General features: G+C 60.9%; 25 protein-coding genes. 11 read left to right on the top strand and 14 right to left on the bottom strand.

Annotated features, from left to right (window positions below; genetic code table 11):
• Positions 1-122: 122 nt before the first annotated feature.
• The 3 genes from secG to EQW76_RS01765 all read right to left on the bottom strand — a co-directional run bounded on the left by secG (position 123) and on the right by EQW76_RS01765 (position 2,471).
• Positions 123-557, bottom strand: a complete 435-nt coding sequence (gene secG / locus EQW76_RS01775; RefSeq protein ID WP_142822663.1) for a preprotein translocase subunit SecG — start codon at positions 555-557, stop codon at positions 123-125.
• 133 nt (positions 558-690) lie between these two features.
• Positions 691-1,461, bottom strand: coding sequence for a triose-phosphate isomerase (gene tpiA / locus EQW76_RS01770; protein ID WP_142822662.1), 771 nt, complete (start codon positions 1,459-1,461; stop codon positions 691-693).
• 122 nt (positions 1,462-1,583) lie between these two features.
• On the bottom strand, positions 1,584-2,471 hold the full coding sequence (locus EQW76_RS01765; RefSeq protein WP_142822661.1) for an alpha/beta hydrolase: 888 nt from the start codon (positions 2,469-2,471) through the stop codon (positions 1,584-1,586).
• Positions 2,472-2,681: 210 nt separating this feature from the next.
• Here EQW76_RS01765 and parE point away from each other — a divergent pair, with 210 nt between their 5' ends.
• Together parE and EQW76_RS01755 are read left to right on the top strand one after the other, a co-directional pair.
• Entirely contained in the window at positions 2,682-4,745 is a 2,064-nt protein-coding gene (gene parE, locus EQW76_RS01760; protein WP_142822660.1) for a DNA topoisomerase IV subunit B, read from the top strand.
• A gap of 166 nt (positions 4,746-4,911) precedes the next feature.
• A complete protein-coding gene (locus tag EQW76_RS01755; RefSeq protein WP_202617119.1) occupies positions 4,912-6,120 on the top strand; it encodes an AI-2E family transporter in 1,209 nt (402 codons plus the stop codon).
• On the opposite strand, the gene EQW76_RS01750 is transcribed toward EQW76_RS01755, so the two are convergent.
• From EQW76_RS01750 to EQW76_RS01740, 3 genes are read right to left on the bottom strand one after another with little or no spacing between them, the layout of a single operon-like run.
• Entirely contained in the window at positions 6,117-7,193 is a 1,077-nt protein-coding gene (locus EQW76_RS01750) for a lipocalin-like domain-containing protein (RefSeq protein WP_142822659.1), read from the bottom strand. The genes EQW76_RS01755 and EQW76_RS01750 overlap by 4 nt on opposite strands.
• Positions 7,183-9,591: an FtsX-like permease family protein gene (locus tag EQW76_RS01745; RefSeq protein WP_142822658.1), complete on the bottom strand. Its 2,409-nt coding sequence runs from the start codon at positions 9,589-9,591 to the stop codon at positions 7,183-7,185. Before EQW76_RS01745 ends, EQW76_RS01750 begins: the two co-directional genes overlap by 11 nt.
• Complete coding sequence (locus tag EQW76_RS01740; RefSeq protein ID WP_142822657.1) at positions 9,591-10,247, bottom strand: ABC transporter ATP-binding protein; 657 nt, start codon at positions 10,245-10,247, stop codon at positions 9,591-9,593. The genes EQW76_RS01745 and EQW76_RS01740 overlap by 1 nt, the downstream gene beginning before the upstream one ends.
• A gap of 105 nt (positions 10,248-10,352) precedes the next feature.
• Between EQW76_RS01740 and EQW76_RS01735 the strand changes: the two genes are divergently transcribed.
• From EQW76_RS01735 to EQW76_RS01720, 4 genes are all read left to right on the top strand, one after another.
• Positions 10,353-10,793, top strand: coding sequence for a hypothetical protein (locus EQW76_RS01735; RefSeq protein WP_142822656.1), 441 nt, complete (start codon positions 10,353-10,355; stop codon positions 10,791-10,793).
• A gap of 157 nt (positions 10,794-10,950) precedes the next feature.
• Entirely contained in the window at positions 10,951-11,907 is a 957-nt protein-coding gene (locus EQW76_RS01730; protein ID WP_142822655.1) for a bile acid:sodium symporter family protein, read from the top strand.
• A 160-nt stretch (positions 11,908-12,067) separates the two neighbouring features.
• Positions 12,068-12,430 (top strand): DUF4189 domain-containing protein, encoded by a 363-nt coding sequence (locus tag EQW76_RS01725; protein WP_142822654.1) that lies wholly within the window; start codon positions 12,068-12,070, stop codon positions 12,428-12,430.
• A 204-nt stretch (positions 12,431-12,634) separates the two neighbouring features.
• Positions 12,635-13,060, top strand: a complete 426-nt coding sequence (locus EQW76_RS01720; RefSeq protein ID WP_142822653.1) for a DUF4864 domain-containing protein — start codon at positions 12,635-12,637, stop codon at positions 13,058-13,060.
• A 3-nt stretch (positions 13,061-13,063) separates the two neighbouring features.
• Here the strand turns inward: EQW76_RS01720 and tgt are convergent, their stop codons facing one another.
• From tgt to coaD, 5 genes are all read right to left on the bottom strand, one after another.
• Positions 13,064-14,194 carry a tRNA guanosine(34) transglycosylase Tgt gene (gene tgt / locus EQW76_RS01715; RefSeq protein WP_142822652.1) on the bottom strand — a complete coding sequence of 377 codons (1,131 nt, stop codon included), beginning with the start codon at positions 14,192-14,194 and terminating at the stop codon, positions 13,064-13,066.
• Positions 14,195-15,268: a tRNA preQ1(34) S-adenosylmethionine ribosyltransferase-isomerase QueA gene (gene queA / locus EQW76_RS01710; protein ID WP_142822651.1), complete on the bottom strand. Its 1,074-nt coding sequence runs from the start codon at positions 15,266-15,268 to the stop codon at positions 14,195-14,197.
• 73 nt (positions 15,269-15,341) lie between these two features.
• On the bottom strand, positions 15,342-15,851 hold the full coding sequence (locus EQW76_RS01705; RefSeq protein WP_142822650.1) for a peptidylprolyl isomerase: 510 nt from the start codon (positions 15,849-15,851) through the stop codon (positions 15,342-15,344).
• Positions 15,852-15,874: 23 nt separating this feature from the next.
• Positions 15,875-16,444: a peptidylprolyl isomerase gene (locus EQW76_RS01700; protein WP_142822649.1), complete on the bottom strand. Its 570-nt coding sequence runs from the start codon at positions 16,442-16,444 to the stop codon at positions 15,875-15,877.
• A gap of 30 nt (positions 16,445-16,474) precedes the next feature.
• Entirely contained in the window at positions 16,475-16,969 is a 495-nt protein-coding gene (coaD, locus tag EQW76_RS01695) for a pantetheine-phosphate adenylyltransferase (RefSeq protein ID WP_142822648.1), read from the bottom strand.
• A gap of 201 nt (positions 16,970-17,170) precedes the next feature.
• On the opposite strand from coaD, the gene EQW76_RS01690 reads away from it, so the two are divergent.
• The 3 genes from EQW76_RS01690 (at position 17,171) to EQW76_RS30125 (ending at position 17,814) form a co-directional block, all read left to right on the top strand.
• Positions 17,171-17,353, top strand: coding sequence for a hypothetical protein (locus EQW76_RS01690; protein WP_142822647.1), 183 nt, complete (start codon positions 17,171-17,173; stop codon positions 17,351-17,353).
• Positions 17,354-17,484: 131 nt separating this feature from the next.
• Positions 17,485-17,640 carry a hypothetical protein gene (locus EQW76_RS29290; RefSeq protein ID WP_162854755.1) on the top strand — a complete coding sequence of 52 codons (156 nt, stop codon included), beginning with the start codon at positions 17,485-17,487 and terminating at the stop codon, positions 17,638-17,640.
• 39 nt (positions 17,641-17,679) lie between these two features.
• Complete coding sequence (locus EQW76_RS30125; RefSeq protein ID WP_257623361.1) at positions 17,680-17,814, top strand: hypothetical protein; 135 nt, start codon at positions 17,680-17,682, stop codon at positions 17,812-17,814.
• 172 nt (positions 17,815-17,986) lie between these two features.
• Here the strand turns inward: EQW76_RS30125 and gyrA are convergent, their stop codons facing one another.
• The gene (gene gyrA / locus EQW76_RS01685; RefSeq protein ID WP_224127673.1) at positions 17,987-20,809 is read right to left on the bottom strand and encodes a DNA gyrase subunit A; all 2,823 of its coding nucleotides are present in this window, start codon (positions 20,807-20,809) and stop codon (positions 17,987-17,989) included.
• A gap of 225 nt (positions 20,810-21,034) precedes the next feature.
• Between gyrA and EQW76_RS01680 the strand changes: the two genes are divergently transcribed.
• Entirely contained in the window at positions 21,035-21,664 is a 630-nt protein-coding gene (locus EQW76_RS01680; protein ID WP_142822645.1) for a MarC family protein, read from the top strand.
• Positions 21,665-21,679: 15 nt separating this feature from the next.
• On the opposite strand, the gene EQW76_RS01675 is transcribed toward EQW76_RS01680, so the two are convergent.
• Together EQW76_RS01675 and EQW76_RS01670 are read right to left on the bottom strand one after the other, a co-directional pair.
• On the bottom strand, positions 21,680-21,934 hold the full coding sequence (locus EQW76_RS01675) for an RDD family protein (protein WP_142822644.1): 255 nt from the start codon (positions 21,932-21,934) through the stop codon (positions 21,680-21,682).
• 71 nt (positions 21,935-22,005) lie between these two features.
• Positions 22,006-22,563 carry a single-stranded DNA-binding protein gene (locus EQW76_RS01670; protein WP_142822642.1) on the bottom strand — a complete coding sequence of 186 codons (558 nt, stop codon included), beginning with the start codon at positions 22,561-22,563 and terminating at the stop codon, positions 22,006-22,008.
• 248 nt (positions 22,564-22,811) lie between these two features.
• On the opposite strand from EQW76_RS01670, the gene uvrA reads away from it, so the two are divergent.
• Positions 22,812-25,736: an excinuclease ABC subunit UvrA gene (gene uvrA, locus EQW76_RS01665; RefSeq protein WP_142822640.1), complete on the top strand. Its 2,925-nt coding sequence runs from the start codon at positions 22,812-22,814 to the stop codon at positions 25,734-25,736.
• Positions 25,737-25,750 lie beyond the last annotated feature (14 nt).

Raw genomic sequence — 25,750 nt, 5'->3', positions numbered from 1 at the left:
TTTTAACAAATGATTCCGCCAGCCCCAAAATTCTTTTCCAGAACTTTTGAAGACGAGGCGGAGGATGGACAAAATAAAACCGGCAGGTTTTGAGACCTGCCGGAGGATCGTTTCAGGGTCTGTTACTGACCCGTGGGGACACCGGTCGGCGCCGGTGCCGGAGCTGGCGTTGCCGGAGCAGCCTGGCCGGAAGGCGAAGCGGGTGCCGTCCCTGCCGGTGCAGTCCCAGCAGGGGCCGTGCCCGTTGCAGGCTTTGCGCCGCCGAGCGAGTCGAGAATGCCACCGCTCTTCGTCTGTCCAGCCGGCGTGATCCGGTCGAGAATGTCGGTCGGGCGACCTTCATAGCGCGACAGGACGCCGAGACCGAGCGACGTGATGAAGAACAGCGTCGCAAGGATCGCCGTCGTCCGGGTCAGCGCATTGGCAGCGCCACGGGCGGACATGAAGCCCGACCCACCGCCGACGCCAAGGCCGCCGCCCTCGGAGCGTTGAATAAGAACCACTCCGACCAGCGCAAGCACGATCATGAGATGAATGACAATCAATACGGTCTGCATAGGTCCAGTCCCGCCCGCGTATACGGGCATAAGAATAAAAGCTCGCGGCTCTTTACATGAGCCTCTCGCCTATTCCAAGCCTTTTCATCGCGGCCCGCCCCTGCAGCCGAAAAACGGCAGGAGGCGGCCAGCGTCAGGCCGTGTGTTTCAGATATGCGTTGTATATCGCGTTGAAATCGACCGATTTCAAGCTCGCTCCGCCGACCAGCAAGCCATTGACGTTATCGATGCCGATGAGAACAGCTGCGTTGGCAGGGTTCGCGGAGCCGCCGTAGAGGAGCCGCATGCTTTTACCAGTCCGTCCCAGCCGCGCCACGAGATCGGCGCGCATGAAAGCATGAGCGGCGGCAATCTCGTCTTCCTGCGGCACAAGGCCGGTTCCGATGGCCCAGACCGGCTCATAGGCGATGACGGTATCGTCCGCCGTCGAGCCGCGCGGGACCGATGCTTCGATCTGCCGCTTCAGAACATCGATAGTATGGCCGGATTGACGCTCTTCGGCAGTCTCGCCGACGCAGACGATGGCGGTCAGTCCCGCCGCATGTGCGGCCTCCGCTTTGGCACGCACGAGTTCGCTGCTGTCGCCATGGTCCCGGCGCCGCTCGGAGTGACCGACGATCACATAGGTGCCAAAGCAATCCGCAATCATTTCAGCGGAAATATCCCCGGTGTGGGCGCCAATGCGGTGCTGGTGGCAATCCTGGGCGCCGATCGCCAGCGGGCTGTCATCGCAGAGTGCGGTCGCCACATAGAGCAGCGTTGCCGGTGGGCAGAGCAGTGCCTCGACCTTCTCCGCCTGCGCCTGATCGATCGCATCCGCGATAGCCTTGATTTCCGTCAGGCTGTCCCGCGTGCCGTTCATTTTCCAGTTGCCCGCCAATAGCGGACGTATCTTCTGTGTCATGGCGCCTCTCCTCCCGTCGCTTTGCATGCGGACCTAGCAAAAGAATCGGCAAAATGAAAGTTGCGCGCCATTACGCCATCCCGATTGCCATCCGTCGCTCCGCCCGAAAGCAAAAATTGCGATCATGGCGAGGGTAAAAACAGCCAGTTGAGGGTCTTGCGCCAGTCCAGCATGCGCAATGGCGTTCCGTGGGTGCCGTTCGTATAGAGCGTGAAGCGGGTCGGATACTTCGCCTTGATAAGCTTTTCGAACTGCGCCTGCTGGTCTGCAGCCGCATAGACCTTGTCGGCGCTGCCATGGGCAAACCAGATCGGCAGCCGGGCTTTGTAGAACGGGCTCTTGGCGAAGGTCGGGTCGGTCACGGCTGACATCATCACCATGCCGGAAAGCCGCTTGACGCTCTCGACATCCCGCGTGATCCCCCAGCAGACGATGCTGCCCATCGAGGCGCAGGACAGAATCACAGGCTGTCCGCCTGATTGTTCGGAGGCTGCCCGGATCAGCGCTGCGACATCGGCCACGCCTTCTGCATCGAACGTCCTGATGGTCGGCGCATAGTAGCTGCCGCCATTGTCGACCACGAGATTTTTCAGCCGGTTGAAGTTTCCGCCGAACATATAGTCGTTCGAGCCCAGCCGCCGGTCACCGGCTCGACCGTGGATAAAGATAACAGTGAATGCCTGCCCGCTCGCAGGTCCCACCCTGGTGACATCGAGTTTGCGTGCACCGAGAGCCAGTGTCTCGTCCGTCTGCTTCCAGCGGACGCCGAGCCCGAGATAGGCCGGCTTGACGCGGCGCTCCGGAACGATGTCCCGGCCGTTGATGTCGCGCATCTCCTGGTAGTCGATGGTCTCGAACGCACCGTTATCGTGGCTCTCGACGACGGTCTGGCTGGAAAAGAGCTCGTCCTTGAACGGTTTCAGTTGCACGGCAGACGCGTCCGTGGCCAGGAAGGCGATAAACGCGACGGTGGCAGCGATCTTGAGGAAATGAACTGTGGACATTGGCATGCCGATGGGACCCTTTGAAGAACTGTGGCTTGCCATTCGGCGGTGGCCGACGCAAATCTTTTTTCCAATTGGTCCCGGAATCTGCCTGCGTCGCTTTTTTGCTAGATTTCTGCCAGAATCCGGATCAGTCGAGCGTGCAGCGCCATTCGATTCGCTCTGGCCTGCAACCGCTCGCGGGGATTACTCTCACTTTAAGATTTGAACACGCTTATGGATGACAGCAACGATCTCTTTTCCGCAGTCTCGACGATCGCCGCAGCCCCGGAAGTCGCCAAGAAGGCAGATGCCCCGAAGAAGCCGGAAGTCGCAGCCGCTCCTCGCCCGGCGCCGCCGACGCAATCTTCTTCGGACGGCTACGACGCCTCGGCCATCCGCGTGCTCGAAGGCCTCGAACCCGTGCGCATGCGCCCCGGCATGTATATCGGCGGTACCGACGAAAAGGCGCTTCACCATCTGTTTGCCGAAGTCATCGACAATTCGATGGACGAAGCCGTCGCCGGCCATGCGAATTTTATCGAGGTCCATCTCGACGTCGAAGGCTACCTGACCGTCAGCGACAATGGCCGCGGCATTCCGGTGGAAAACCATCCGCAGGTGCCGGGCAAGTCGACACTCGAAGTGATCATGACCAAGCTGCATGCGGGCGGCAAGTTCGATGGCAAGGCCTACGAGACCTCAGGCGGTCTGCACGGGGTCGGCGTCTCCGTGGTCAATGCGCTTTCGGACGACATGGAAGTCGAAGTTGCCCGCAACAAGAAGCTCTATCGCCAGCGCTTTTCACGCGGCATTCCGCAGGGCGGTCTCGAGGAACTCGGCGATATCCACAATCGTCGCGGCACGCGCGTGCGCTTCCATCCCGATCCGCAGATCTTTGGCGATCACGCCAAGTTCGATCCGGCCCGTGTTTTCCGCATGGCCCGCTCCAAAGCCTATCTTTTCGGCGGCGTCGAGATCCGCTGGAGCTGCGATGCCGGCATGCTGCCGGAAGGCTCCGATATTCCCGACAAGGCAGTCTTCCATTTTCCGGGCGGCCTGAAAGACTATCTGCAGGCGACAATGGGCAAGGAGTTCACCGTCACCCGCGAGATCTTTGCAGGCAAGTCGGAGAAGGCCAGCGGCCACGGCTCTCTGGAATGGGCGATCAGCTGGTACGGCGGCGATCCGCAGGTCCATTCCTATTGCAACACCATTCCGACCGCCGAAGGCGGAACCCATGAGGCAGGCCTGCGCATTGCGCTGCTGAAGGGTTTGAAGAACTACGCCGAGCTGACGCAGAACAAGCGCGCCGCCGCGATCACCACCGACGACGTGATGATTTCAGCCGTCGGCATGCTGTCGGTGTTCATCCGCGAGCCGGAATTCGTCGGCCAGACCAAGGATAGACTGGCCAGCGCCGAAGCCCAGCGCATCGTCGAAAATGCCCTGCGCGACCCCTTCGACCACTATCTCGCCGACAATCCGGCGGAATCCGAAAAGCTGCTCGACTGGGTGATCGAACGTGCCGAGGAACGCCTGCGTCGTCGCAAGGAAAAAGAGGTCAATCGCAAGACCGCGGTCCGCAAGCTGCGGTTGCCGGGAAAGCTGTCCGACTGCTCGCAGAATACGGCCGCCGGTGCCGAACTCTTCATCGTCGAAGGCGATTCGGCTGGCGGTTCAGCGAAGCAGGCTCGCAACCGATCCAATCAGGCGATCCTGCCATTGCGCGGCAAGATCCTCAATGTCGGCAGTGCCACCCGCGAAAAGCTGTCGGCCAACCAGCAGATTTCCGACCTGATCCAGGCCCTCGGCTGCGCAACGCGCGCCAAATACCGGGACGAGGATCTGCGCTACGAACGCATCATCATCATGACCGATGCCGACGTCGATGGCGCCCACATTGCGTCGCTGCTGATCACCTTCTTCTACCAAGAAATGCCGGACCTGATCCGGGGTGGCCATCTGTTCCTCGCGGTGCCGCCGCTCTACCGGCTGACCCAGGGTGCAAAAACCCTTTATGCCCGGGACGATGCGCACCGTGCCGAGATCATGAACACGGTGTTCAAGGGCAAGAAGGTCGAAATCGGGCGCTTCAAGGGCCTTGGCGAAATGATGCCGGCACAGCTCAAGGAAACGACGATGGACCCTGCGCGGCGGACGCTGCTGAAGGTCGCAATCGACGATGTCGATTTCGAGGGGACCCGGGATGCGGTGGATGCCTTGATGGGCACCAAGCCAGACGCCCGCTTCCGCTTTATTCAGGAGCGCGCAGCCTTTGCGGAAAATCTCGATATCTAGGGTCGATATCGGGGAGCGACGCGAGGTAGACTTTTTCTCCTCCACAACCACTTGCGGTCGCATCGCTGTCACGGCGGCGTAATATAGGCCATTGCGGGCCTTACCCTTGAATCAGCCTGGTTCATGCCCCATAACCAATTGAACTGAAATGAAGACAGAAGTCCGGGTGGGTATGTTCGAACGTCAAAAGCCGGGGGAACCGAGCTGGCTGGGACCAGCGACACAGGCACGGATGGCGCTGATCCCGTCGATCTCCGCCGCGCGCTGGTTGCTGCTGCTTATCGCGCTGGCCGCTATCTACTTCTTTTACGGCTTCATCGTTCCGGTGCTGGCAGCGCTGGTCATCGGCTTTGCGACCTGGCCGATCTATCGCGACATCCTGCGCCGCACCGGCAATCGGCGCACCATCGCCGCCTCCATCGCCATCATTCTGATCATTGCCTTCCTTGTGCTTCCGATCGTCTTTGCGGTGATCTACACCTCCGGCGAGGTGAAGGAGTGGTTCACTTGGGCGCTGCACGTCAATCGCTTCGGCGCTCCGACGCCGCTGTGGATCATGGACCTGCCGATCGCCGGGCCGTGGCTCAATGAGCAATGGACGCATTATGTCGGCGTTCCCGGTGCCATCGGCGAAATGGCGCAGGTCGTCAGCGGCGCCAACATCGGCAACATCTACCGCGCGGTCCTTGCGGCAGGCGGTGGCGCATTCCACGTGATCCTGACGCTGCTGTTCATGATGATCGCGCTGTTTTTCGTCTATCGTGACGGCATCGGTTTCGTGCGGCAGCTGGATCTGATCGGCGAGCGCATCTTCCCCAATCGCTGGGCGCGGATCTCACGGGTCGTGCCGATCACCATCAGTTCGACGGTCATGGGCATGACAGTCATCGCCATCGGTGAAGGCATCGTCCTCGGCGTCGCCTACTGGATCGCTGGCGTCCCCTCGCCCGTGACGCTCGGCGTGCTCACCGGTGTGATGGCGCTCATTCCCGGCGGCGCGCCCCTGTCATTCACGCTGGTCTCACTCTATCTGCTCGGCAGCGGTGCCCAGGTCGCCGGCGTCGCGCTGCTCGTCTGGGGCACGGTCGAGCTTTTCATCGTCGACAAGACGCTGCGACCGAGACTGGTCGGCGGCCCCATCAAGCTGCCGTTCCTGCCGACGTTTTTCGGCCTCGTCGGCGGCGTCAAGACGATGGGCTTTCTCGGGCTGTTTATCGGTCCGGTGCTGATGGCGATCATCGTTGCGATCTGGCGCGAATGGATCCGCGAAGTCGAGCTTGCAGAGGACGAGCAGGAATACAACGACGCCGAACAGCCGCTGCGCATTCACCGCGACGTTCCGAAGGCCGATCTGGATGCCAGCGCTGTCCGCTAGTCGTAACCGGTCATTTCGAGATAACCGCGGCCCTTTTGCGTTCCCTGGAAGCTGATCGGCCCTTCCCAGTATGGAAAGCGCGTTGCCATCCAGGCCTGCGCATTCAGCGGGCTGGTCGTCACACTGAAATTGCGGGCCGGGATATCCAGGCGCCATTCGGTCGGCACGGTGTGGCCTGAGACGTTCGTTGTCTTGAGCGGCGTCATGGTCAGGGCGCCTTTGGGTAACGGCGTCGGCTTGCCATCGGCGGCAATCCAGGTGGCCGAGGTGAAACCCGCGCCGCTGTCGCGCAGCCGGAAACCCATCAGCTTTTCACCGTTTTCGAGATGCAGCGAAAACCAGTCCCAGCCCTTCTGGTCGGCCGAAAGCGGCTGCGACGACCACTCCCGATCGAGCCACGCATCCCCGGTCACGGCGACATCGCCACCCGGCAGTTTCAGCGTGCCCTTTGCCGCGTAGAACGGCTGCGAATAGTATTCGCTTGCCTGACCGCCGGCCGATTTCACCGAATAGCCGCCATCGCCCTGCGCCAAGATGGGACCTTTCGCGTCGAGAGTGAGATCGTAGCGAAAACTTGCACCGGTGGCAGTGAGATCGATGTGGGACAGCGCGTCGCCACCTGCCGGTTTATCCGGACGCGTCTTCATCTGCCAGTCGTCGATCCACGCCGCAAAAGGCGTCGCCGTGACCCCGGCAGCGCCTGAACCATCGCGCGAAAACTTTTCGGCGACGAAATGCTGCGTCGGCGTGGTCACGGCGGCGTTGCCCATCCAGATCTGCGGACTGGACCAGTTCGCCTTCGCGCCGGGCGACAGCGCCGAGCGGAACAGCGTCCACTGCACGCCGTAGTCCTTTCCATCCGCCCCCCTGAGATCGGCGGTCAGGTACCACCACTCGATGCGGTAGTCCGGATGCGGGCCATGGTCTGCCGGAAAGCTGAAGGGCACACCTGGTTTGGGGACGGCGAAGCCATCGGCACTGGTGCCGAGACCGGCGAACCCCTGGGCGTTGACCATCCCGCCTTGAAAACCGACGGCGAGTGCGATGCAAAACAGCAATGCTCTAACGCTCATTGGCGAAAACCTTCAGCAGATCGGACGGCGAAACCGTCGCCAGTCGGCGGAGGGGGATGAGCGCCGCCAGCAACGCTGCAACCAGCGCAAAGACAGCCAGCCGCAGCCAGTCCGAGGGAAACAGGTGCATCGGCAGGCGCCAGCCGAATGCCTCGACGTTGACGATCGCAAGTAACACCCAGGCAAGACCGATACCGACCGGCAGCGCCGCAAGGAGGGTAAGTGCCGCCAGCACCATGGTGCGCGCCACTTCGAGCGCCACTAGATGGCGACGGGTCAGCCCCATAGCCCAGACCGGCGCGATCAGCGACAAGCGCATGCCTGACAGGGTCATGAGACTGGCAAACATCGCGAGACCGGCGACACCGAGCGTCAACACATTGAGGGCGCCGGTGACGGCAAATGTCTTTTCGAAGATCTCCAGCGACTTGGCTTTGATGCTCGCCTGGTCGACGACGTTCTGCGACGGCAGGTGAAACTGTGCCTCCAAGGCTTCGACAAGCGCCGGGGTCTTGGCCGGGTCGAGACGCAGCCCGTAACGGAGCCGAGACACGTTCGGATAGTGGGTCGTCAGCGCATCGATACCGACAATGGCTTGACCGATCGGATTGCCATAGTCGGAATAGACGCCGACGATGGTGGTCTTCCAGTTGCCCGGCAGGACCAGGGGGTCGCCGACCCTGAGTTTCTCGCGGCGCGACATCTGCTCGTTGATCAGCGCGGCATTTCCTGCAGCGATCCGGTCCCAGACGCCGGGGACGGCCTGCAGCATCGGCCAGTTGTCCCGGTATATACGGTCGTTGGCGACGCCGAAGACCTGCGCCGGGCGACCGGCGACGGTACCTTCGACATTCCAGATCGGCAGCACGGCATCGACGCGGGGGGCGAGCCATGTGCGCAAGGCCGATGCCTCGCCCTCGTTGCGGGCGGTGACGTAGAGTTCGGCTGCCAGCCGCTGATCGAGCCAGCCGATGAAGGTCAGGCGAAAACTCGCGACCATCGTGCCGACGCCGACATTCGCTGACAGGGCCAGCAGCAGCGCCATCAGCGCCAGGGAAAGTCCGGGCAGTTGCTGGCGGGTATCGGCCCAGAACCATTGCGTCAGGGGACCGCGTGCCAGGCGCTGCATGACCGACAGCATCAAGGTCATGACCACGGGCAAAAGCAGCGCCGAGCCGAGCAGCAGGCCGGCCAAAACCGCAAACCCGGCCACCAGACCGGAGCCCCAGAACGCCAGCGTCAGACCGACCGCGAAAAAACCGAGCGCCAGACCCGACTGGACCCGGAGGGCTGCCTCCGACGCCCTCGCCCAGGCGCGCGGCTGCGCGGGCGCCAGCAATGGCAGTCTCCAGACCTGCCAGAGGCTCTGTGCCGACGACACGAGGGTGCCGAGGACGGCAATGGCCATACCCGTAGCCCACCACTCCGGCCGCAACGTCAGCGTGCCCGGCACTGCGGCACCATAGAGCCCCTGTAATGTGGCAGCCACATCCGGCAAAAGGGCGGATGCAACGAAATAACCGAGCACCACCCCGCCAAGCCCGGCAACCAGGGCGAGGATGAGCAATTCCGCCAGCAACAGTCCGATCAAGGCCCGGGCGGACAGGCCCAGAGACCGGAGCGTCCGGAATGTCTGGCGACGCTGCTCGAAGGCAAGACCGATAGCCGAGTAGACGATGAACAGCCCGACGGCGAAGGCCAGCAGTCCGAAGGCGGTCAGGTTGAGATGGAAGCTGTCGGTCAGCCGGACGAGGTCGCCCTGCGGGTCCGGCGCGTGAATGACGAGACCTGGTGCTATCGACGCCAGCGGTGCGAGCCCGGCCGGCTGGTGGGGGTCGAGGATCAGTCGGCTGACCTGTCCGTGTTTGTCCAGAAGGGATTGGGCGATGCCGATGTCGGCAAGCGCCGTTCCGGGCGGCAGGCCATCGGCCTTCTCCAGCGGCGGCGTCAGCTGGCCGGCCAATTGCGTGGCAGTGGCCGGCGAGACATACATGCGGCCCGGTGGCGTGATGAAGCTCAGGATATCATTACCTGCGCTGACGTTCACCTGTTGCGCCTCTGCGGGAAGGCTGACCGGATCGAGGCCTATGACGTGTATCCTGACGGTACCGAACCGGAGGTCGCCCTCGATGACGGGAGAGACCAGCCAGCCGGCACGCCGGAGAGCGACGAAATCGGACTGCGGTATCAGTTCGCCATCGGCGGAGACGATCTGCTGCAACCGGTCCTGGCCGAGCATGGCTGCCGCTCGGTCATAGCTGGCACGGGCTTCGGCGTTGATCGCCTGCACGCCTGACCACAAGGCCGTGGCCAGGGAGAGGCCGAGCAGCAGCATGGCCAGTTGCATCGGTCGGCGGCGCCAGTGGGACAGAAGCGCGGAGAGGCTGACTGCCAGCATCAGGTGATCCGCCCCGAGCGCAGATGGATGCGTGCATCGAGGCGTTCGGCGAGGCGCAGCGAATGCGTGACCATCAGCAACGCGGCGCCCGTCTCGGCCACCAGCGACAGCATCAGGTCAAGCACCGCGTCGCCCGTCGCTTCATCCAGATTACCGGTAGGCTCGTCGGCCAGCACCAGCTTTGGTCGTGCCGCCAGCGTGCGACCTATGGCAACACGCTGCTGCTGGCCGCCGGAGAGTTGCTCCGGGTAACGTTTCAGCAAGCCCGCCAGCCCCAGCCTCTCCGTCAGCTCTTTCTGCCAGCCGGTGTCGTGCCGTCCGGCAAGACGGGCGTGGAAGGCAAGATTGGCTTCGACGTCGAGCGAGGGAATGAGATTGAACTGCTGGAACACGAGACCGACCACGGTGCGGCGCAGCGCGGCGCGGCCGACATCGCGCAGATGCGTGACATCCGTGCCGGCGATGGCGATGCTGCCGGCATCGATGCTGTCGAGACCGGCTGCGAGATGCAGCAAAGTGCTCTTGCCGCTGCCCGATTCGCCCGTGAGTGCCAGGCTGCGGCCAGCGTCCAGACCGAGATCTATGGAATGCAACACTTCCAGTGGTCCCTCGACCGTCTGGTAGGACTTGCTCACACCTTGCATTGCGAGAACCATTGTATTCCTTATAAGGTCCACGGAGCGGCTGACCTCCTGCTTCGCGGTGGCCTAGGTCCATAGGACTGACTAATTTGACCCCGTATATTCAGTATAGGCGATTCGATGGCGATCCTGTTCAAGACCGCGTTAAGTGAAGACAAGGCGTTGGAGAAAGTCGAAGCCACGATCCTGGACGGCAGTGGCCGGGATGGCTACCTGAACGTCATGACCGAGGATATGGAGCGGGCAGCAGCTTCGGAAAGAGGACGGCATACCGGCGAATTCCGCGACCAAGTGGACGTTGCGCTTGCGGAAGCCAAACAAACCGCTCCTTTCTGGCTCGTGTATCGCCGGACCGAGAGCGACCCGGTAACAGCCAACGAGATCCGCAATGCCGCCATCCGCCTGACGCGGGGCTACAGCGGCACGGTCGTCATCGCCCTCAGCCTGCTCGGTCACAATCATGACGATGGCGATCTTGAGCTGGTCTTCATCTGTTTCCGCGAGGATTTCCACCGGCGTAATTTCCGCGTCCGTTACGAAAACAAATACGTCCCCGACTGACTTCCGGATCTGAACGCTTCCACACGCTTTGTGCATGAAGCTTTGATTGGCCCATAATTTGTCGCTGGTGCTGCTTCAGAACCAACCCGTCCAGGCCTGACCTTGACAGGCGGAGGCAGGCCGATAAAGCCAGACCCTGCTATTTGGGAGGCTTCTCGTGAAAACACTCGTATCGCTGTCTGCATTCGTCGGCAGGACCTTTGCCCTCTGGGTCATCCTGTTTGCGGTCCTTGGATTTCTGTTTCCAAACACGTTCAAGCTGATTGCGCCCTACATCGTCATCCTGCTCGGCATCATCATGTTCGGCATGGGCCTGACGCTTTCGCTCGATGATTTCCAGGCGCTCGTCAGGCGTCCGCTGGAGGTCGCAATCGGTGTCCTCGCGCATTTCATCATCATGCCGGCACTTGCAGTTCTGCTGACACGCATCATCCCGATGCCGCCGGAGGTCGCGGCAGGCGTGATCCTCGTCGGCTGCTGCCCGGGCGGTACGTCCAGCAATGTCATGACCTATCTTGCGAAAGGCGATGTCGCCCTCAGCGTCGCCTGCACAAGCGTGACGACGCTGGCCGCACCGATCGTCACGCCGTTCCTGGTCTGGATGTTTGCCAGCCAATACCTGCCGGTCGATCCCGTCGCGATGTTTCTTAGCATCGTCCAGGTCATATTGCTGCCGCTGGCATTGGGGCTCCTGTTCCAGAAGTTTGTCCCGTCGCTCGTACGGGCGGCCATTCCGGTGCTGCCGCTGGTCAGCGTCATCGGCATCGTCCTGATTGTCAGTGCCGTCGTTGGCGCCAGCAAGGGCGCAATCGCGCAGTCAGGGCTGCTGATCTTTGCGGTCGTCGTCCTCCACAACGGCCTGGGCTATCTTTTCGGCTTCTTCGCCGCCAAGGCCTTCGGACTTTCGCTGCCGAAACGCAAGGCACTGGCCATCGAGGTTGGCATGCAGAACAGCGGACTGGGTGCAGCACTTGCCAATGCTTATTTTTCGCCGATCGCCGCAGTTCCGAGCGCGATCTTCAGCGTGTGGCACAATATTTCCGGAGCATTGATTGCCAATTACTTCTCACGGCAAACAGAACAGGAAAAATCAGATATCTCTCCGGCTTCCTGAAGCAATTTAGGAAAATTTTTATATTTCCAAACTCTATAAGGTTAATAAATCCTACCAAAAATGGGCTGCGCTGGAAGTATAGGCTCGGTTCTTCATGACCCGTGAGATGCTATGATACCCCGCCGCGAGAGGGCGGTTACCATTTTTGTAGGGGTTCATCATGGGTTATAAAGCTGCACTTGGCATATCGATCGCACTTCTGCTTTCGGTTCAGGCAAGCACTGCATTCGCGTTCGGCGCTTTCGCCGTCAACGACAGCAAGGGTACATCGGCGAGCGACGTCGGCTATGGCACGGGCTGGGGCTCGACCCGCAAGGAAGCCGAGCGGGATGCGATGAAGTCCTGCAAGGAAGCCGGCAACGACAGCTGTGAAATTGCCGTCTGGTTCGAGACGTGCGGCGCCTATGTCGGCGACAAGGTCAACTACGGCATAGGCTACGGCGACACCAAGCGCGAAGCCGAAAAGAAGGCGCTGCAAGATTGCCCGAACTGCCGAGTGATCGTTTCGGACTGCCAGAACTAAGGCACCCAAGCTCGAAACGTTACTGAAGAGTGACGGCCTGCATTCGCGTCAGCCGTCACTCTCACTACTATCAATATGTCGAAGCACAGCACCATCGCCTGCATGTACTTTGCTCGAACGAGCTAAATAAGCGACGACGTATGTTCCCTTTTAAAATTCGCTGAACGCGCTATTCTATGGGCTTCCGCCACAGGAGGTCCTCGCATGCGCACGCTGCCTTACGCTTTCCTCGCCTTCCTTTTTTGCCTGGGTCTTACGCCTGCTTCGGCGGCGGATGCTGCGCTGGCGGCCCAGCAGGTCATCGAGAAGCAGATACAGGCCTTTCTTCACGACGATGCGGACGCGGCCTACTCTTTTGCAGCGCCGGGCATTGCCGCTAAATTTCCGGACAAGGACGCCTTCTTCGCCATGGTGAAGAAGAGCTATCAGCCGGTCTATCATCCCGGTAACTATGCCTTCGGTCGCAGCAAATCGGAAAGCGACGATGCCGTTCTCTACCAGGAAGTGCTGATTACCGGCCGCGACGGTCAGGACTGGTCGGCGATCTACCAACTGGCTCGTCAGCCTGACGGCGGCTACAAGATCAACGGCGTGCAGATCGTGCCGAACACGACGAGCAAGGGTATCTGATCGTCAGATCCGCTCGAGGTCGCCCTTGGCCCAGTTCTCCTGCGTTTCCGCCATGAAATCGGCAAAGCGGCCCTCCTCGATCGACTGGCGGATACCCTGCATCAGTTCCTGGTAGTAGGCGAGATTGTGCCATGACAACAGCATGCCGCCCAGCGCTTCGCCGGTGCGCGTCAGGTGGTGCAGGTAGGCGCGGGAATAGTCGCGCGATGCCGGGCAATTCGATTGTTCGTCGAGCGGGCGCATATCTTCCGCATGGCGTGCGTTGCGCAGGTTCACCTTACCCCGCCGGGTAAAGGCGAGGCCGTGGCGGCCGGAGCGGGTCGGCATGACGCAGTCTAACATGTCGATGCCGCGTGCCACCGACTTCAGGATATCGTCAGGCGTACCGACACCCATCAGATAGCGTGGCCGGTCCGTCGGCAACACCGGCAAGGTCGTCTCCAGCATCTTCAGCATGACGTCCTGCGGCTCGCCGACGGCGAGGCCGCCGATGGCATAACCCTTGAGGTCCAGCTGGGTCAGCCCTTGCGCCGAGCGGATGCGAAGATCGGGAATGTCACCGCCCTGGACGATGCCGAACATCGCCTTGCCGGGCTGTTCGCCGAACGCCACCCTGCAGCGTTCCGCCCAGCGCAGCGACATTTCCATGGCGCGCTGGATCTCTTTCGGCTCGCACGGCAGCGCCACGCACTCATCGAGCTGCATCTGGATGTCGCTGTCCAGCAGGCCCTGGATCTCGATCGAGCGCTCCGGCGACATGTAATGCGTACTGCCGTCGACGTGGGACTTGAAGGTGACCCCCTGCTCGTCGAGCTTGCGCAGCCCCGACAGCGACATCACCTGGAAGCCGCCGGAATCGGTAAGGATTGGATAAGGCCAGCGGATCAATTCGTGCAGGCCGCCAAGGCGGGCGACGCGCTCCGCGCCCGGACGCAGCATCAGGTGGTAGGTGTTGCCGAGGATGATATCGGCGCCGCTGTCGCGCACTTGGTCGAGATACATCGCCTTGACCGTGCCGACGGTGCCGACCGGCATGAAGGCCGGTGTGCGTATCGAACCGCGTGGCATCGATACTTCACCGAGACGGGCGCCCGCATCGGTCTTCTTCAACTGGAACTGAAAGGTCTGGCTCATCTAGTCTTTCCGGAACAGGAGGCTGGCATCGCCATAGGAATAGAAACGGTAGCCGGTGCCGATAGCATGGGCGTAGGCCGCGTGCATCGTCTCGAAGCCGGCAAAAGCGGAGACCAGCATGAACAGCGTCGAGCGCGGCAGGTGAAAATTGGTCATTAGGATATCGACCGACTTGAAGCGGTAGCCGGGGGTGATGAAAATGCCCGTCGGCCCGGACCACGGATCGATGATGCCATCGTCTGTAGCCGCGCTCTCGATCAGCCGCAGCGATGTCGTACCGACGCAGACGATCCGCCCACCCCGCGCCTTGACCGCATTCAGCGCTTCAGCCGTTGCGGCGCTGACATGGCCGATCTCCTGATGCATCTTGTGGTCTTCGGTATCGTCGACCTTGACCGGCAGGAACGTTCCGGCGCCGACGTGCAGCGTCACGAAATGCCGCTCGACGCCCATCCGGTCCAGGGCATCGAACAGCTCCGGGGTAAAATGCAGCCCGGCCGTGGGTGCCGCAACGGCGCCTTTTTCCCGGGCATAGATCGTCTGGTAGTCGGTACTGTCGCGCTCGTCCTCGTGACGCTTGGCGGCGATATAGGGAGGCAGCGGGATGTGGCCGACGGCAGCTATCGCTGCATCCAGCTCCGGACCGGAGAGATCGAAATGCAGGGTGATTTCCCCGCCCTCGCCTTTCTCGCCGACAGTTGCCTCAAGGGCGATCTCGGCGGTTTCGCTGCCGAACTGGATGCGGTCGCTGGTCTTGATGCGCTTTCCCGGCTTGGCAAAAGCCTTCCAGCTGCCGGGCGACATCCGCATGTGAAGCGTGGCTGAAACCTGCTGGCTGGTCGCACCGTCGCGATGGCGAATGCCTTCGAGCTGGGCCGGGATGACGCGGGTGTCATTGAACACCACGGCGTCGCCAGGGCGCAGGAACGATGGCAGGTCACGAACGAGATGGTCGGACAATTCGGGTGTTGCGTGGGGATCGACAATCAGCAGCCGGGCGCTGTCGCGCGGCTCGGCGGGACGCAGCGCAATACGCTCATCCGGGAGGTCGAAATCGAATAGGTCTACGCGCATGGGCAATTCCAGACAAAGTGAAACCCGCCCCCGCGCCGGGAGCGCGAAGGGCGGGCTTCAGGAGTAATCACGATCAGACGTCGGCGGCAACCCGCATGGTGACGATCGAATCCGGATCCTTGACGGGCTCGCCCTTCTTGATCTTGTCGACGTTATCCATGCCTTCGATGACCTGGCCCCAGACCGAGTACTGCTTGTTGAGCCATGGTGAATCGGCCAGGCAGATAAAGAACTGCGAATTGGCCGAGTTCGGAGCCTGCGAGCGGGCCATGGAGCAGATGCCCCGGGTGTGGTTGGTCGCAGAGAATTCAGCCTTCAGGTCTGGCTTGGACGAACCGCCCATGCCCGCGCGGGCCGGGTTGAACTCTGCGCCGCCGGTCTTGCCGAACTTGACGTCGCCGGTCTGGGCCATGAAGTCGTTGATGACGCGGTGGAAGACCACGCCGTCATAGGCCTTTTCGCGAGCCAGCTCCTTGATGCGCGCAACGTGCTCTGGTGCCACTTCCGGCAGCAGCTGGATGACGACGTTGCCTTTGGTGGTTTCCAGGATGATGGTGTTTTCCGGATCTTTTATCTCAGCCATTGTGTTTTCCTCTTTTGAACTTCTTACTTCTTGCCCAGGGTGACCTTGATCATCCGGTCAGGGTCGGTAACGGAACCGCTGTCGTCCTCGCCCTTCTTGATCTTGTCGACGAATTCCATGCCGGACACGACCTTGCCGACGACCGTGTACTGGCCGTTAAGGAAAGGTCCGTCCTTGAACATGATAAAGAACTGCGAGTTTGCCGAATTCGGATCCTGCGAGCGGGCCATGCCGACCGTGCCGCGCACGAAAGGCGTCTTGGAGAACTCGGCCTTGATATCGGGCATGTCGGAGCCGCCCATGCCGGCCTGCTGGGCATTGTAACCCTTGGCCATGTTGCCGAACTTGACGTCGCCCGTCTGGGCCATGAAGCCGTCGATGACGCGGTGGAAAGCGACGTTGTCATAGGCACCCTTGGCGACCAGCGCCTTGATCTGGGCGACATGCTTCGGGGCGATTTCCGGCATCAGCTGGATGACGACCGGGCCGTCCTTCAGCTGGATCGTGATGTCGTTGTCGTCGGCAGCAGAAGCAGCGCCTGTCAGGGATGCCAGGCACATAAGTCCGGCGAAAGCGATGTGGATGAACTTCATGGAATGCTCCGTTGGGAAAATCGTTGGGGCCTAGCGTTTCGCCTTGGCCTTCAGGGCGACAAGAACCGGTGCGGGCACAAACGCGCTGACATCGCCGCCCATGGCTGCAATCTGGCGAACCAATGTGGCCGTTATCGGCCGGAAGGCGGTGCCGGCCGGCAGAAAGATGGTCTGCAGCTCGGGCGCCATCTGGCGGTTCATGCCGGCCATCTGCATTTCGTAATCGAGATCGGTGCCATCGCGCAGGCCGCGCACCAGCAGTGACGCACCATGACTGCGGGCGGCGTCGATCACCAGATTGTCGAACGAGACCACCGAAATGGCGTCAGTCTTGCCGGGAAGAGCGGCGGCCAGCGACTGCCGGACCAGTTCGGCGCGCTCCTCGAAGGAGAACATCGGTGTCTTTCCCGGGTGCACCCCGATCGCGACGATAACAGTCGACGCGACGTTCAACGCCTGGGCGAGAACGTCGAGATGTCCGTTTGTCATCGGATCGAAGGATCCGGGATAGAAAGCTATCGTCATTCTCTACCGGCCGGTTGTTTCGCTGGCCTTTTGTCATGGATGGGGCGCTATCGCAAGTCATTTGCGGCACGGCAACCGGCGGCTGAATGGAAGATGAATGCGGCGTTCAAGGCCGTTTCAGGCAGGCCGTGATTAAAAGGGCCATACCGTCGAAAGCAACGAGGACGGTGAGTTCAACGCTCCGTTTCGAGGCTGACGATCATGCTGATCCTTCTCGCTACCGCCACCATCATCGGCTCGCTGATCGTCGAGATGCTCGTTCGCCGGTTCAACTCGACCTACGAAATCGAATGGCCGACGGCCACTCCAGTCCCCGAAAATGCACTCGCTTTGGACGTCGTGGCGACACTTCGGCGGGCGGCCGCAAACATGAACGGTAAATGAACGACCTATTCAAAGTTGCTTCAGCGAACCTTCGTTAAATAGTTGTCAACATCCGGCGGAACCAATTTCCAAAGGACACGTTATCAGATCGGAACACAGACATGAACACAGTAACACGAAGGAAAAAAGCCATGCCGGACAAAGTCATCCTCATCAACGTCGTCTGGATGACAGTCATTACCGGCATGCTGGCTTTCACAGTTGCTCTCTACGGTCAGAAGACCGATCAGTCTCCTGTCTATGGTCCATATGCATCGGCTCACTCCTACGTGGCGAGCCAATATTAAGGATCTGATCGCACGGAGTTGCGAAGAAGGAAGAAACCCATGTTCACGATTTTGACATTGCTCACTGCCGTTATCAGCGTCATGTTCGTCGTGTCCGTGGCGTCAACCGTTTCGGCACTGCGTCGCGAAAGCGAAGAGATGAAGCAGATCACCAAGCAGCACAAGGCGTTTTGAACGTCCGCTGCGGTAGATTTCTCACACGCTCTCAATACCATTAATTATCAAACAATGAAGCTGAACGATCCTTCCATCGTTCGGCTTCATTGTTTTATTCCCTTCCTCAACAAAAAACCGGGCGCAAAAACTGCGCCCGGTTTTTGGTATGGCTGGCATATTTTATAAGCTGCTATTCCGGACTGCGTTCATCCGTCGAACCGGCTGGCGGCGTCTCGCTGTCTGCAGCTTCCACATCGAGGGGAGCCACTGTGCCATCTTCGGCGATGTCGACGATTTCCTCGTCGTCCTCCGGCTCGTTTATCCGCTCGACCGACACGACCTTCTCGTTCTTGGCGGTGGAGAAAATCGTCACGCCCTTGGTAGCGCGGCTGGCGAAGCGGATACCGCCGACGGGCACTCGGATGAGCTGGCCACCGTCAGAGACAAGCATGATCTGATCGCCGTCATCGACAGGGAAGGCCGCAACAAGTTCGCCGATCTCGCCGGTCTTAGACGTGTCGGTCGCACGGATGCCCTTGCCGCCTCGGCCGGATATACGGAAATCGTAAGAAGATGAGCGTTTTCCGAAGCCCTTTTCCGAAACCGTCAGCACGAACTGTTCGCGCGCCTTCAGTTCCTCGTAGCGCTCGTCGCTCAACTGGCCTTCCTCCACGACTTCCTCGCCGACAAGTGCGATATCTTCGGCTTCGCCCGTTGTCAGGCGCCGCTCATTGGCGGCCCGCTTCAGATAGGCAGCCCGCTCCCACGGCTCGGCGTCGACATGGCTGACGATCGTCATCGAGATGATGCGGTCGCCTTCGGCCATGGTGATGCCGCGCACGCCGATAGAGTTGCGGCCTGCAAAGACGCGGACGTCGGATACGGAGAAGCGTATGCACTGGCCAAGCGCCGTGGTCATCAGAACGTCCTGATGTTCCGAGCAGGTCTCGACGGACAGGATTTCATCGCCGTCCTCGTCCAGCTTCATGGCGATCTTGCCATTGCGGTTCACCTGGATGAAGTCCGACAATTTGTTGCGTCGAACGGTGCCCCGCGTTGTCGAGAACATGACGTCCAGATTTTCCCAGCTCGCCTCGTCCTCGGGCAGCGGCATGATCGTTGTGATGCGTTCGCCCTTTTCGAGCGGCAGCATGTTGATCAGCGCCTTGCCGCGAGACTGTGGCGTGCCGATGGGGAGACGCCAGACCTTTTCCTTGTAGACGATGCCGCGCGAGGAGAAGAACAGCACCGGCGTGTGGGTGTTGGCAACGAAAAGCCGGTTGACGAAATCCTCGTCGCGGGTCGCCATGCCGGAGCGGCCCTTGCCGCCGCGACGCTGGGCGCGATAGGTGGTCAGGGGCACGCGCTTGATGTAGCCGAGATGCGAAACAGTGACGACCATGTCCTCGCGGGAAATGAGATCCTCGTCATCCATCTCGAGGCCGCCATCGATGATCTCGGTGCGGCGCGGCGTGCCGAATTCATCGCGCACCGACGTCAGTTCATCCTTGACGATGGTCTGGACGCGAACGCGGGAAGACAGGATGTCGAGGTAATCCTTGATCTCGTCGCCGATCTTGTTCAGTTCGTCGCCGATTTCATCGCGGCCGAGGGCTGTCAGGCGGGCAAGGCGCAATTCGAGAATGGCGCGGGACTGCTCTTCCGACAGATTGTAGGTCAGGTCTTCATTGATGCGGTGGCGCGGATCGTCGATCAGCCGGATCAGGCTTTCGACATCCGATGCAGGCCAGCGGCGCGTCATCAGCTCTTCGCGGGCAGACTGCGGATCCGGCGCCTGGCGGATAACGCGGATGACTTCGTCGATGTTGGCAACCGCAATAGCGAGGCCGACCAATACGTGGGCGCGGTCGCGGGCCTTGCGCAGAAGATACTTAGTACGCCGGCTAACGACTTCCTCGCGGAACGAAACAAAGGCGCGCAGCATGTCGAGCAGCGTCATCTGTTCCGGCTTGCCGCCGTTCAGCGCCACCATGTTGCAGCCGAAGGACGTCTGCAGTGGCGTATAGCGATAGAGCTGGTTGAGGATGACCTCGGCATTGGCGTCGCGCTTAAGCTCGACGACGACGCGGTAGCCCTGGCGGTCGGATTCGTCGCGCAGGTCGGAGATGCCCTCGATGCGCTTTTCGCGCACCAGTTCGGCCATCTTCTCGATCATCGTCGACTTGTTCACCTGGAAGGGAATTTCGGTGATGATGATTTGTTCGCGATCGCCGCGCATCGGCTCGATGGCTGCGACGCCGCGCATGATGACCGAACCGCGACCGGTCTCATAAGCCGAGCGGATGCCGGCACGACCGAGGATCTTGGCTCCGGTCGGGAAATCGGGGCCCGGAATGATCTGCATCAGATCGGCGAGCTCGATGGCCGGATCGTCGATCAGCGCGATGCAAGCGTTGATCACTTCGATCAGGTTGTGCGGCGGAATATTCGTGGCCATGCCAACGGCAATACCGCCGGCGCCGTTGACCAGCAGGTTCGGGAACTTCGCGGGCACCACGACCGGCTCGCTGAGCGTTCCATCATAGTTCTCGCGAAAATCGACCGTATCCTTGTCGAGGTCGTCGAGCAGCGCGTGGGCGGCCTTCTGCAGCCGGCACTCTGTGTAGCGTTCGGCTGCCGGCGGATCGCCATCGACTGAACCGAAATTGCCCTGGCCGTCGATGAGCGGCAACCGAAGCGACCAGTCCTGCGCCATGCGGGCCAGCGCATCGTAAATGGCCGAATTGCCGTGCGGGTGGAATTTACCCATCACGTCCCCGGTCACGCGGGCGCATTTGACGTATTTCTTGTTCCAGTCGATCCCGAGTTCGGACATGCCGAAAAGGATGCGTCGATGAACAGGCTTGAGACCGTCCCTGACATCCGGAAGGGCGCGGCTGACGATAACGCTCATGGCGTAGTCGAGATAGGACCGCTGCATTTCCTCGATGATGGAAATTGGCTCGATACCAGGCGGGAGCTTCCCGCCACCGGGTGTGGATTGCTCAGTCAAAACAGATCACGATCTCTTTAAGAATCACTGTGGAATTTATAGCGGAAAGCGGACAAAGGCGCTAATTTCGCCAACGGTTTTGAACAGGCTTTTAGCCTCTGGAACGTTTCAATAGCACATTTTTGCGACATGTGGGAAAAGCTCGTCGCTGCGAACGCTTTGCCAAACGGCGATCAGCGCTTAAGGGTCAGTTTCATAAGTGAAGTTGACGATCCGGGGGAAATTATGGCGAGCGTAGACAGTCTCATCAATGCCTTCACCACATTGATGGTGACCATCGACCCACCCGGGCTGGCACCGCTGTTCCTGGCGCTGACGACAGGCATGAACCGCAGCCAGCGGACGCAGGTCGCGTTGCGCGGTTCGCTGATTGCCTTTGGTATCCTCGCCGCCTTCGCGCTGTTCGGCTCAAGCGTGCTTGGCGTACTCGGCATATCGATCGGTGCATTCAGGATTGCTGGCGGGCTCCTGCTATTCTGGATCGCCTTCGAGATGGTCTTCGAGAAACGCCAGGACCGCAAGGAAAAGACCGCCGAGGTGGCAATCACCCGGGATCATATCCATAACATCTCGGTTTTCCCGCTGGCATTGCCGCTGATCGCGGGACCTGGCGCAATCTCCGCGACGATCCTGCTTTCTGGCTCGCTGCAGAGCTCCGTCGACCGCTCGCAGTTGATCGTCGTGATCGCGGCCTGCCTGGTGCTGACATTTGCAGCCCTGCTGATTGCCGAGCGTCTCGACCGCTTCCTCGGCATGACGGGACGTGCGATCCTTACGCGCCTCCTCGGCGTTATCCTGGCAGCGCTTGCCACACAGTTCGTCGTCGATGGCATCCGATCGGCCTTTGCGATCTGACCGGGTGTGCGCGGGTTAGGTGCGCGCCTTCAATATGTATTTCCAGATCGTGCCGCCGAAAAATCGATTGGCAATGACGAAATAGGCGATGACCAGCGCGAACAGCAGCATTGCCGGCCAGCCGTTCAGCTGGAAACCATCTTCAGTCATGCCGCCCGTCAGCAGCGCCACGAGGTAACCCAGGCCGAAAAAAGCGGTGATCAGGTCGAGGATAAGCGCCACCACGCGTCTCCATGTCGACGGATTTCTTGGCACGAGTGCGTCTGACATTGCTGAAGTCCCTGTTATTCCGGCCGCAAAACGAAAGATGCACCCCGCAGGGTGCATCGGATAGTCCAATCTCAGAACGGAATGTCGTCATCGAGTTCGCGCGAGAAGTTTCCGCCGCCGCTATTGCCGGCGTTACCGGCATTGCCGCGACCGGATGACGACGATGGCGAGGACTGGTTGTAGTCGTCGCCGTAGCCCGAACCGCCGCCGCCGAAATCATTGCCGCCACCGCCGCTGCGCTGCATGCCGCGACCACCGCCTTCGCCGGCTCCGTCACCGCGACCGTCGAGCATGGTCAAAGTCGAGTTGAAGCCCTGAAGGACGATTTCGGTCGAGTATTTCTCGATGCCGGCCTGGTCCGTCCACTTGCGGGTCTGCAGGGCGCCCTCGATGTAAACCTTGGCACCCTTCTTCAGATACTGCTCGGCAACCTTGCACAGACCCTCGTTGAAGATCACCACGCGGTGCCACTCGGTCTTTTCCTTGCGCTCGCCGGACGACTTGTCCCGCCAAGTTTCGGAAGTTGCAATATTCAGATTGGCGATCGGGCGACCATCCTGGGTCCGGCGGATTTCCGGATCAGCCCCGAGGTTCCCGATCAGAATTACCTTGTTTACGCTACCCGCCATACCGATCACCCTGCTCGCCGCGCCCACCGGCGGCCCTGGAACATAATTGCACGCACCTTAAACCATCGGCCCCGCCCGGTGCGATCTAAGCGGCGGTCATCCACAAGGAATTTTGTTCTTTCTTTGTTCTAGTCAGCGGCTATGATTTTGTCAACCGAATCGAAAAGCGGGCGGAGAGTCGCATTTCAACCTCGACTCGCCGGCCTTCATCACTAGATAAGGGCTGAACAGGGATTTAGCGGAAAACGATGAGCGAACTGAAGACCATCTCCATCCGGGGTGCGCGCGAGCACAATCTCAAGGGTATCGACATCGATCTGCCGCGCAACAAGCTGATCGTCATGACCGGCCTGTCGGGCTCGGGAAAGTCGTCGCTTGCCTTCGATACAATCTATGCGGAAGGCCAGCGCCGCTATGTCGAGAGCCTGTCGGCCTATGCGCGCCAGTTCCTCGAGATGATGCAGAAGCCCGATGTCGATCTGATCGAGGGCCTGTCCCCGGCGATCTCCATCGAGCAGAAGACGACGTCGCGCAACCCGCGCTCGACGGTCGGCACCGTTACGGAAATCTACGACTACATGCGCCTGCTGTTTGCGCGGGTAGGCGTGCCCTACTCGCCGGCGACGGGCCTGCCGATCGAGAGCCAGACCGTCAGCCAGATGGTCGACCGTGTGCTCGCCTTCGGCGACGGCACCCGCCTTTATATTTTGGCGCCGATGGTGCGCGGGCGTAAGGGCGAATACAAGAAAGAGCTTGCCGAGCTCATGAAAAAGGGCTTCCAGCGCGTCAAGATCGACGGACAGTTCTACGAAATCGCCGATGCGCCTGCCCTCGACAAGAAGTACAAGCACGACATCGACGTGGTCGTCGATCGCATTGTCGTGCGCGCTGATGTCGCGGCGCGTCTGGCTGACAGCTTTGAGACGTCTCTGCGGCTGGCGGACGGACTGGCTGTTGCGGAGTTTGCCGATAGGCCATTGCCGCCCGAGGAAACCTCTGCCGGCGGTTCCGCCAACAAGTCGCTGAACGAGACCCACGAACGGGTGCTGTTTTCAGAGAAGTTTGCCTGCCCGGTGTCCGGCTTTACCATTCCAGAGATTGAACCCCGCCTGTTCTCGTTCAACAATCCAGCCGGCGCCTGCCCCTCCTGCGACGGTCTCGGCTCCCTGCAGAAGATCGATCCCGAGATGATCGTCCCCGAGCACGAGCGCACCCTTCGCGACGGCGCGATTGCCCCGTGGGCCAAATCGACGTCTCCCTATTACAACCAGACGCTGGAAGCGCTCGGCAAGCATTACGGCTTCAAGCTCTCGAGCCGCTGGAGCGACCTGCCTGCGAAGGCCAAGGAAGTGATCCTGCACGGCACGGAAGACAAGATCGAGTTCCAGTACGCCGATGGTGCGCGTGCCTACACGACCCACAAGAATTTCGAAGGCATCGTGCCCAATCTCGAGCGCCGCTGGAAGGAAACCGACAGCGCCTGGGCCCGCGAAGAGATCGAGCGCTACATGTCGGCGGCTCCCTGCCCCGTCTGCGCCGGCTACCGACTGAAACCGGAAGCGCTGGCGGTGAAGATCGCCACGCTGCATATCGGCCAGGTCTCGGAAATGTCGATCCGCAACGCCCGCGACTGGTTCGAGACGCTGCCGGCGATATTCACTTCCAAGCAGAACGAAATCGCCGTCCGTATCCTCAAGGAAATCCGCGATCGGCTGCGGTTTCTCAACGATGTCGGGCTTGAATATCTGAGCCTTTCGCGCAATTCAGGAACGCTCTCGGGCGGCGAGAGCCAGCGCATCCGACTCGCCTCCCAGATCGGCTCCGGCCTTACGGGCGTGCTCTACGTCCTCGACGAGCCTTCCATCGGCCTCCACCAGCGCGACAATGCGCGCCTGCTGGAGACACTGAAGCATCTGCGTGACATCGGCAACACGGTCATCGTCGTCGAGCATGACGAGGATGCGATCATGCAGGCAGACGATGTCGTCGATATCGGCCCGGCAGCCGGCATCCATGGCGGCGAGGTCATTGCGCATGGCACGCCGCAGCAGATCATGGCAAACCCGAATTCGCTCACAGGCCGCTACCTGTCCGGCCATCTCGGCGTGCCCGTGCCTTCGGAGCGACGCAAGCCGAAGAAGGGCAAGGAAATCAAGATTTTCGGCGCCCGCGGCAACAATCTGAAGAACGTCACCGCCGCGATCCCGCTCGGCGTGTTCACCGCCGTCAGCGGCGTCTCGGGCGGCGGCAAGTCCACCTTCCTGATCGAGACGCTCTACAAGTCGGCAGCCCGCCGCGTCATGGGCGCCCGCGAAACGCCGGCCGAGCATGACCGCATCGATGGCTTCGAGCATATCGACAAGGTTATCGACATCGACCAGTCGCCGATTGGCCGGACGCCACGATCCAACCCGGCCACCTATACCGGCGCCTTCACGCCGATCCGCGACTGGTTTTCCGGATTGCCGGAAGCCAAGGCGCGCGGCTACCAGCCGGGCCGGTTCTCGTTCAACGTCAAGGGCGGACGCTGCGAGGCCTGCCAGGGCGATGGCGTCATCAAGATCGAGATGCACTTCCTGCCCGACGTCTACGTCACCTGCGATGTCTGCCACGGCAAGCGCTATAACCGCGAGACGCTCGACGTCACCTTCAAGAGCAAGTCGATTGCCGACGTGCTCGACATGACTGTCGAGGAAGGTGTCGATTTCTTTGCTGCGGTGCCTGCGGTGCGTGACAAGCTACAATCGCTGAAGGACGTCGGTCTCGGCTATATCAAGGTCGGACAGCAGGCCAACACGCTCTCCGGCGGCGAGGCGCAGCGCGTCAAGCTTGCCAAGGAGCTGTCGAAACGCTCGACCGGGCGCACGCTCTACATCCTCGACGAGCCGACGACGGGGCTTCATTTCCACGACGTCGCCAAACTGCTGGAGATGCTGCACGAATTGGTGAACCAAGGCAATTCGGTTGTCGTCATCGAGCACAATCTCGAGGTCATCAAGACCGCCGACTGGGTGCTCGACTTCGGCCCCGAAGGTGGCGACGGCGGCGGTGAGATCGTGGCAGTTGGCACGCCTGAGACAATCGTCAAGGAGAAGCGGTCCTATACCGGACACTTCCTCAAGGAATTGCTGGAGCGGCGGCCCGTCAAGAAGGTCGTGGCTGCGGCAGAGTGATCTCCCGGCGAACG

This window comes from Rhizobium sp. rho-13.1, from assembly GCF_007000305.1.
GTDB classification, from domain to species: domain Bacteria; phylum Pseudomonadota; class Alphaproteobacteria; order Rhizobiales; family Rhizobiaceae; genus Rhizobium; species Rhizobium rhododendri.
The sequence above is the reverse complement of the archived record's forward strand: the minus strand, read 5'-3'. Positions and strand labels throughout refer to the sequence as shown.

Bases quoted from the DNA above. Each gene is read 5' to 3' on its own strand.
- EQW76_RS01680 (WP_142822645.1), top strand. From the start codon at position 21,035: ATGGCGAGCGTAGACAGTCTCATCAATGCCTTCACCACATTGATGGTG.
- EQW76_RS01705 (WP_142822650.1), bottom strand. From the start codon at position 15,851: ATGGCTGAGATAAAAGATCCGGAAAACACCATCATCCTGGAAACCACC.
- parE (WP_142822660.1), top strand. From the start codon at position 2,682: ATGGATGACAGCAACGATCTCTTTTCCGCAGTCTCGACGATCGCCGCA.
- EQW76_RS01745 (WP_142822658.1), bottom strand. From the start codon at position 9,591: ATGCTGGCAGTCAGCCTCTCCGCGCTTCTGTCCCACTGGCGCCGCCGA.
- EQW76_RS30125 (WP_257623361.1), top strand. From the start codon at position 17,680: ATGTTCACGATTTTGACATTGCTCACTGCCGTTATCAGCGTCATGTTC.
- EQW76_RS01700 (WP_142822649.1), bottom strand. From the start codon at position 16,444: ATGAAGTTCATCCACATCGCTTTCGCCGGACTTATGTGCCTGGCATCC.
- EQW76_RS01670 (WP_142822642.1), bottom strand. From the start codon at position 22,563: ATGGCGGGTAGCGTAAACAAGGTAATTCTGATCGGGAACCTCGGGGCT.
- tpiA (WP_142822662.1), bottom strand. From the start codon at position 1,461: ATGACACAGAAGATACGTCCGCTATTGGCGGGCAACTGGAAAATGAAC.
- EQW76_RS01725 (WP_142822654.1), top strand. From the start codon at position 12,068: ATGGGTTATAAAGCTGCACTTGGCATATCGATCGCACTTCTGCTTTCG.
- EQW76_RS01765 (WP_142822661.1), bottom strand. From the start codon at position 2,471: ATGCCAATGTCCACAGTTCATTTCCTCAAGATCGCTGCCACCGTCGCG.
- EQW76_RS29290 (WP_162854755.1), top strand. From the start codon at position 17,485: ATGCCGGACAAAGTCATCCTCATCAACGTCGTCTGGATGACAGTCATT.
- secG (WP_142822663.1), bottom strand. From the start codon at position 557: ATGCAGACCGTATTGATTGTCATTCATCTCATGATCGTGCTTGCGCTG.
- EQW76_RS01750 (WP_142822659.1), bottom strand. From the start codon at position 7,193: ATGAGCGTTAGAGCATTGCTGTTTTGCATCGCACTCGCCGTCGGTTTT.
- EQW76_RS01675 (WP_142822644.1), bottom strand. From the start codon at position 21,934: ATGTCAGACGCACTCGTGCCAAGAAATCCGTCGACATGGAGACGCGTG.
- coaD (WP_142822648.1), bottom strand. From the start codon at position 16,969: ATGACGATAGCTTTCTATCCCGGATCCTTCGATCCGATGACAAACGGA.
- uvrA (WP_142822640.1), top strand. From the start codon at position 22,812: ATGAGCGAACTGAAGACCATCTCCATCCGGGGTGCGCGCGAGCACAAT.
- EQW76_RS01720 (WP_142822653.1), top strand. From the start codon at position 12,635: ATGCGCACGCTGCCTTACGCTTTCCTCGCCTTCCTTTTTTGCCTGGGT.
- EQW76_RS01690 (WP_142822647.1), top strand. From the start codon at position 17,171: ATGCTGATCCTTCTCGCTACCGCCACCATCATCGGCTCGCTGATCGTC.
- tgt (WP_142822652.1), bottom strand. From the start codon at position 14,194: ATGAGCCAGACCTTTCAGTTCCAGTTGAAGAAGACCGATGCGGGCGCC.
- EQW76_RS01735 (WP_142822656.1), top strand. From the start codon at position 10,353: ATGGCGATCCTGTTCAAGACCGCGTTAAGTGAAGACAAGGCGTTGGAG.
- EQW76_RS01740 (WP_142822657.1), bottom strand. From the start codon at position 10,247: ATGGTTCTCGCAATGCAAGGTGTGAGCAAGTCCTACCAGACGGTCGAG.
- queA (WP_142822651.1), bottom strand. From the start codon at position 15,268: ATGCGCGTAGACCTATTCGATTTCGACCTCCCGGATGAGCGTATTGCG.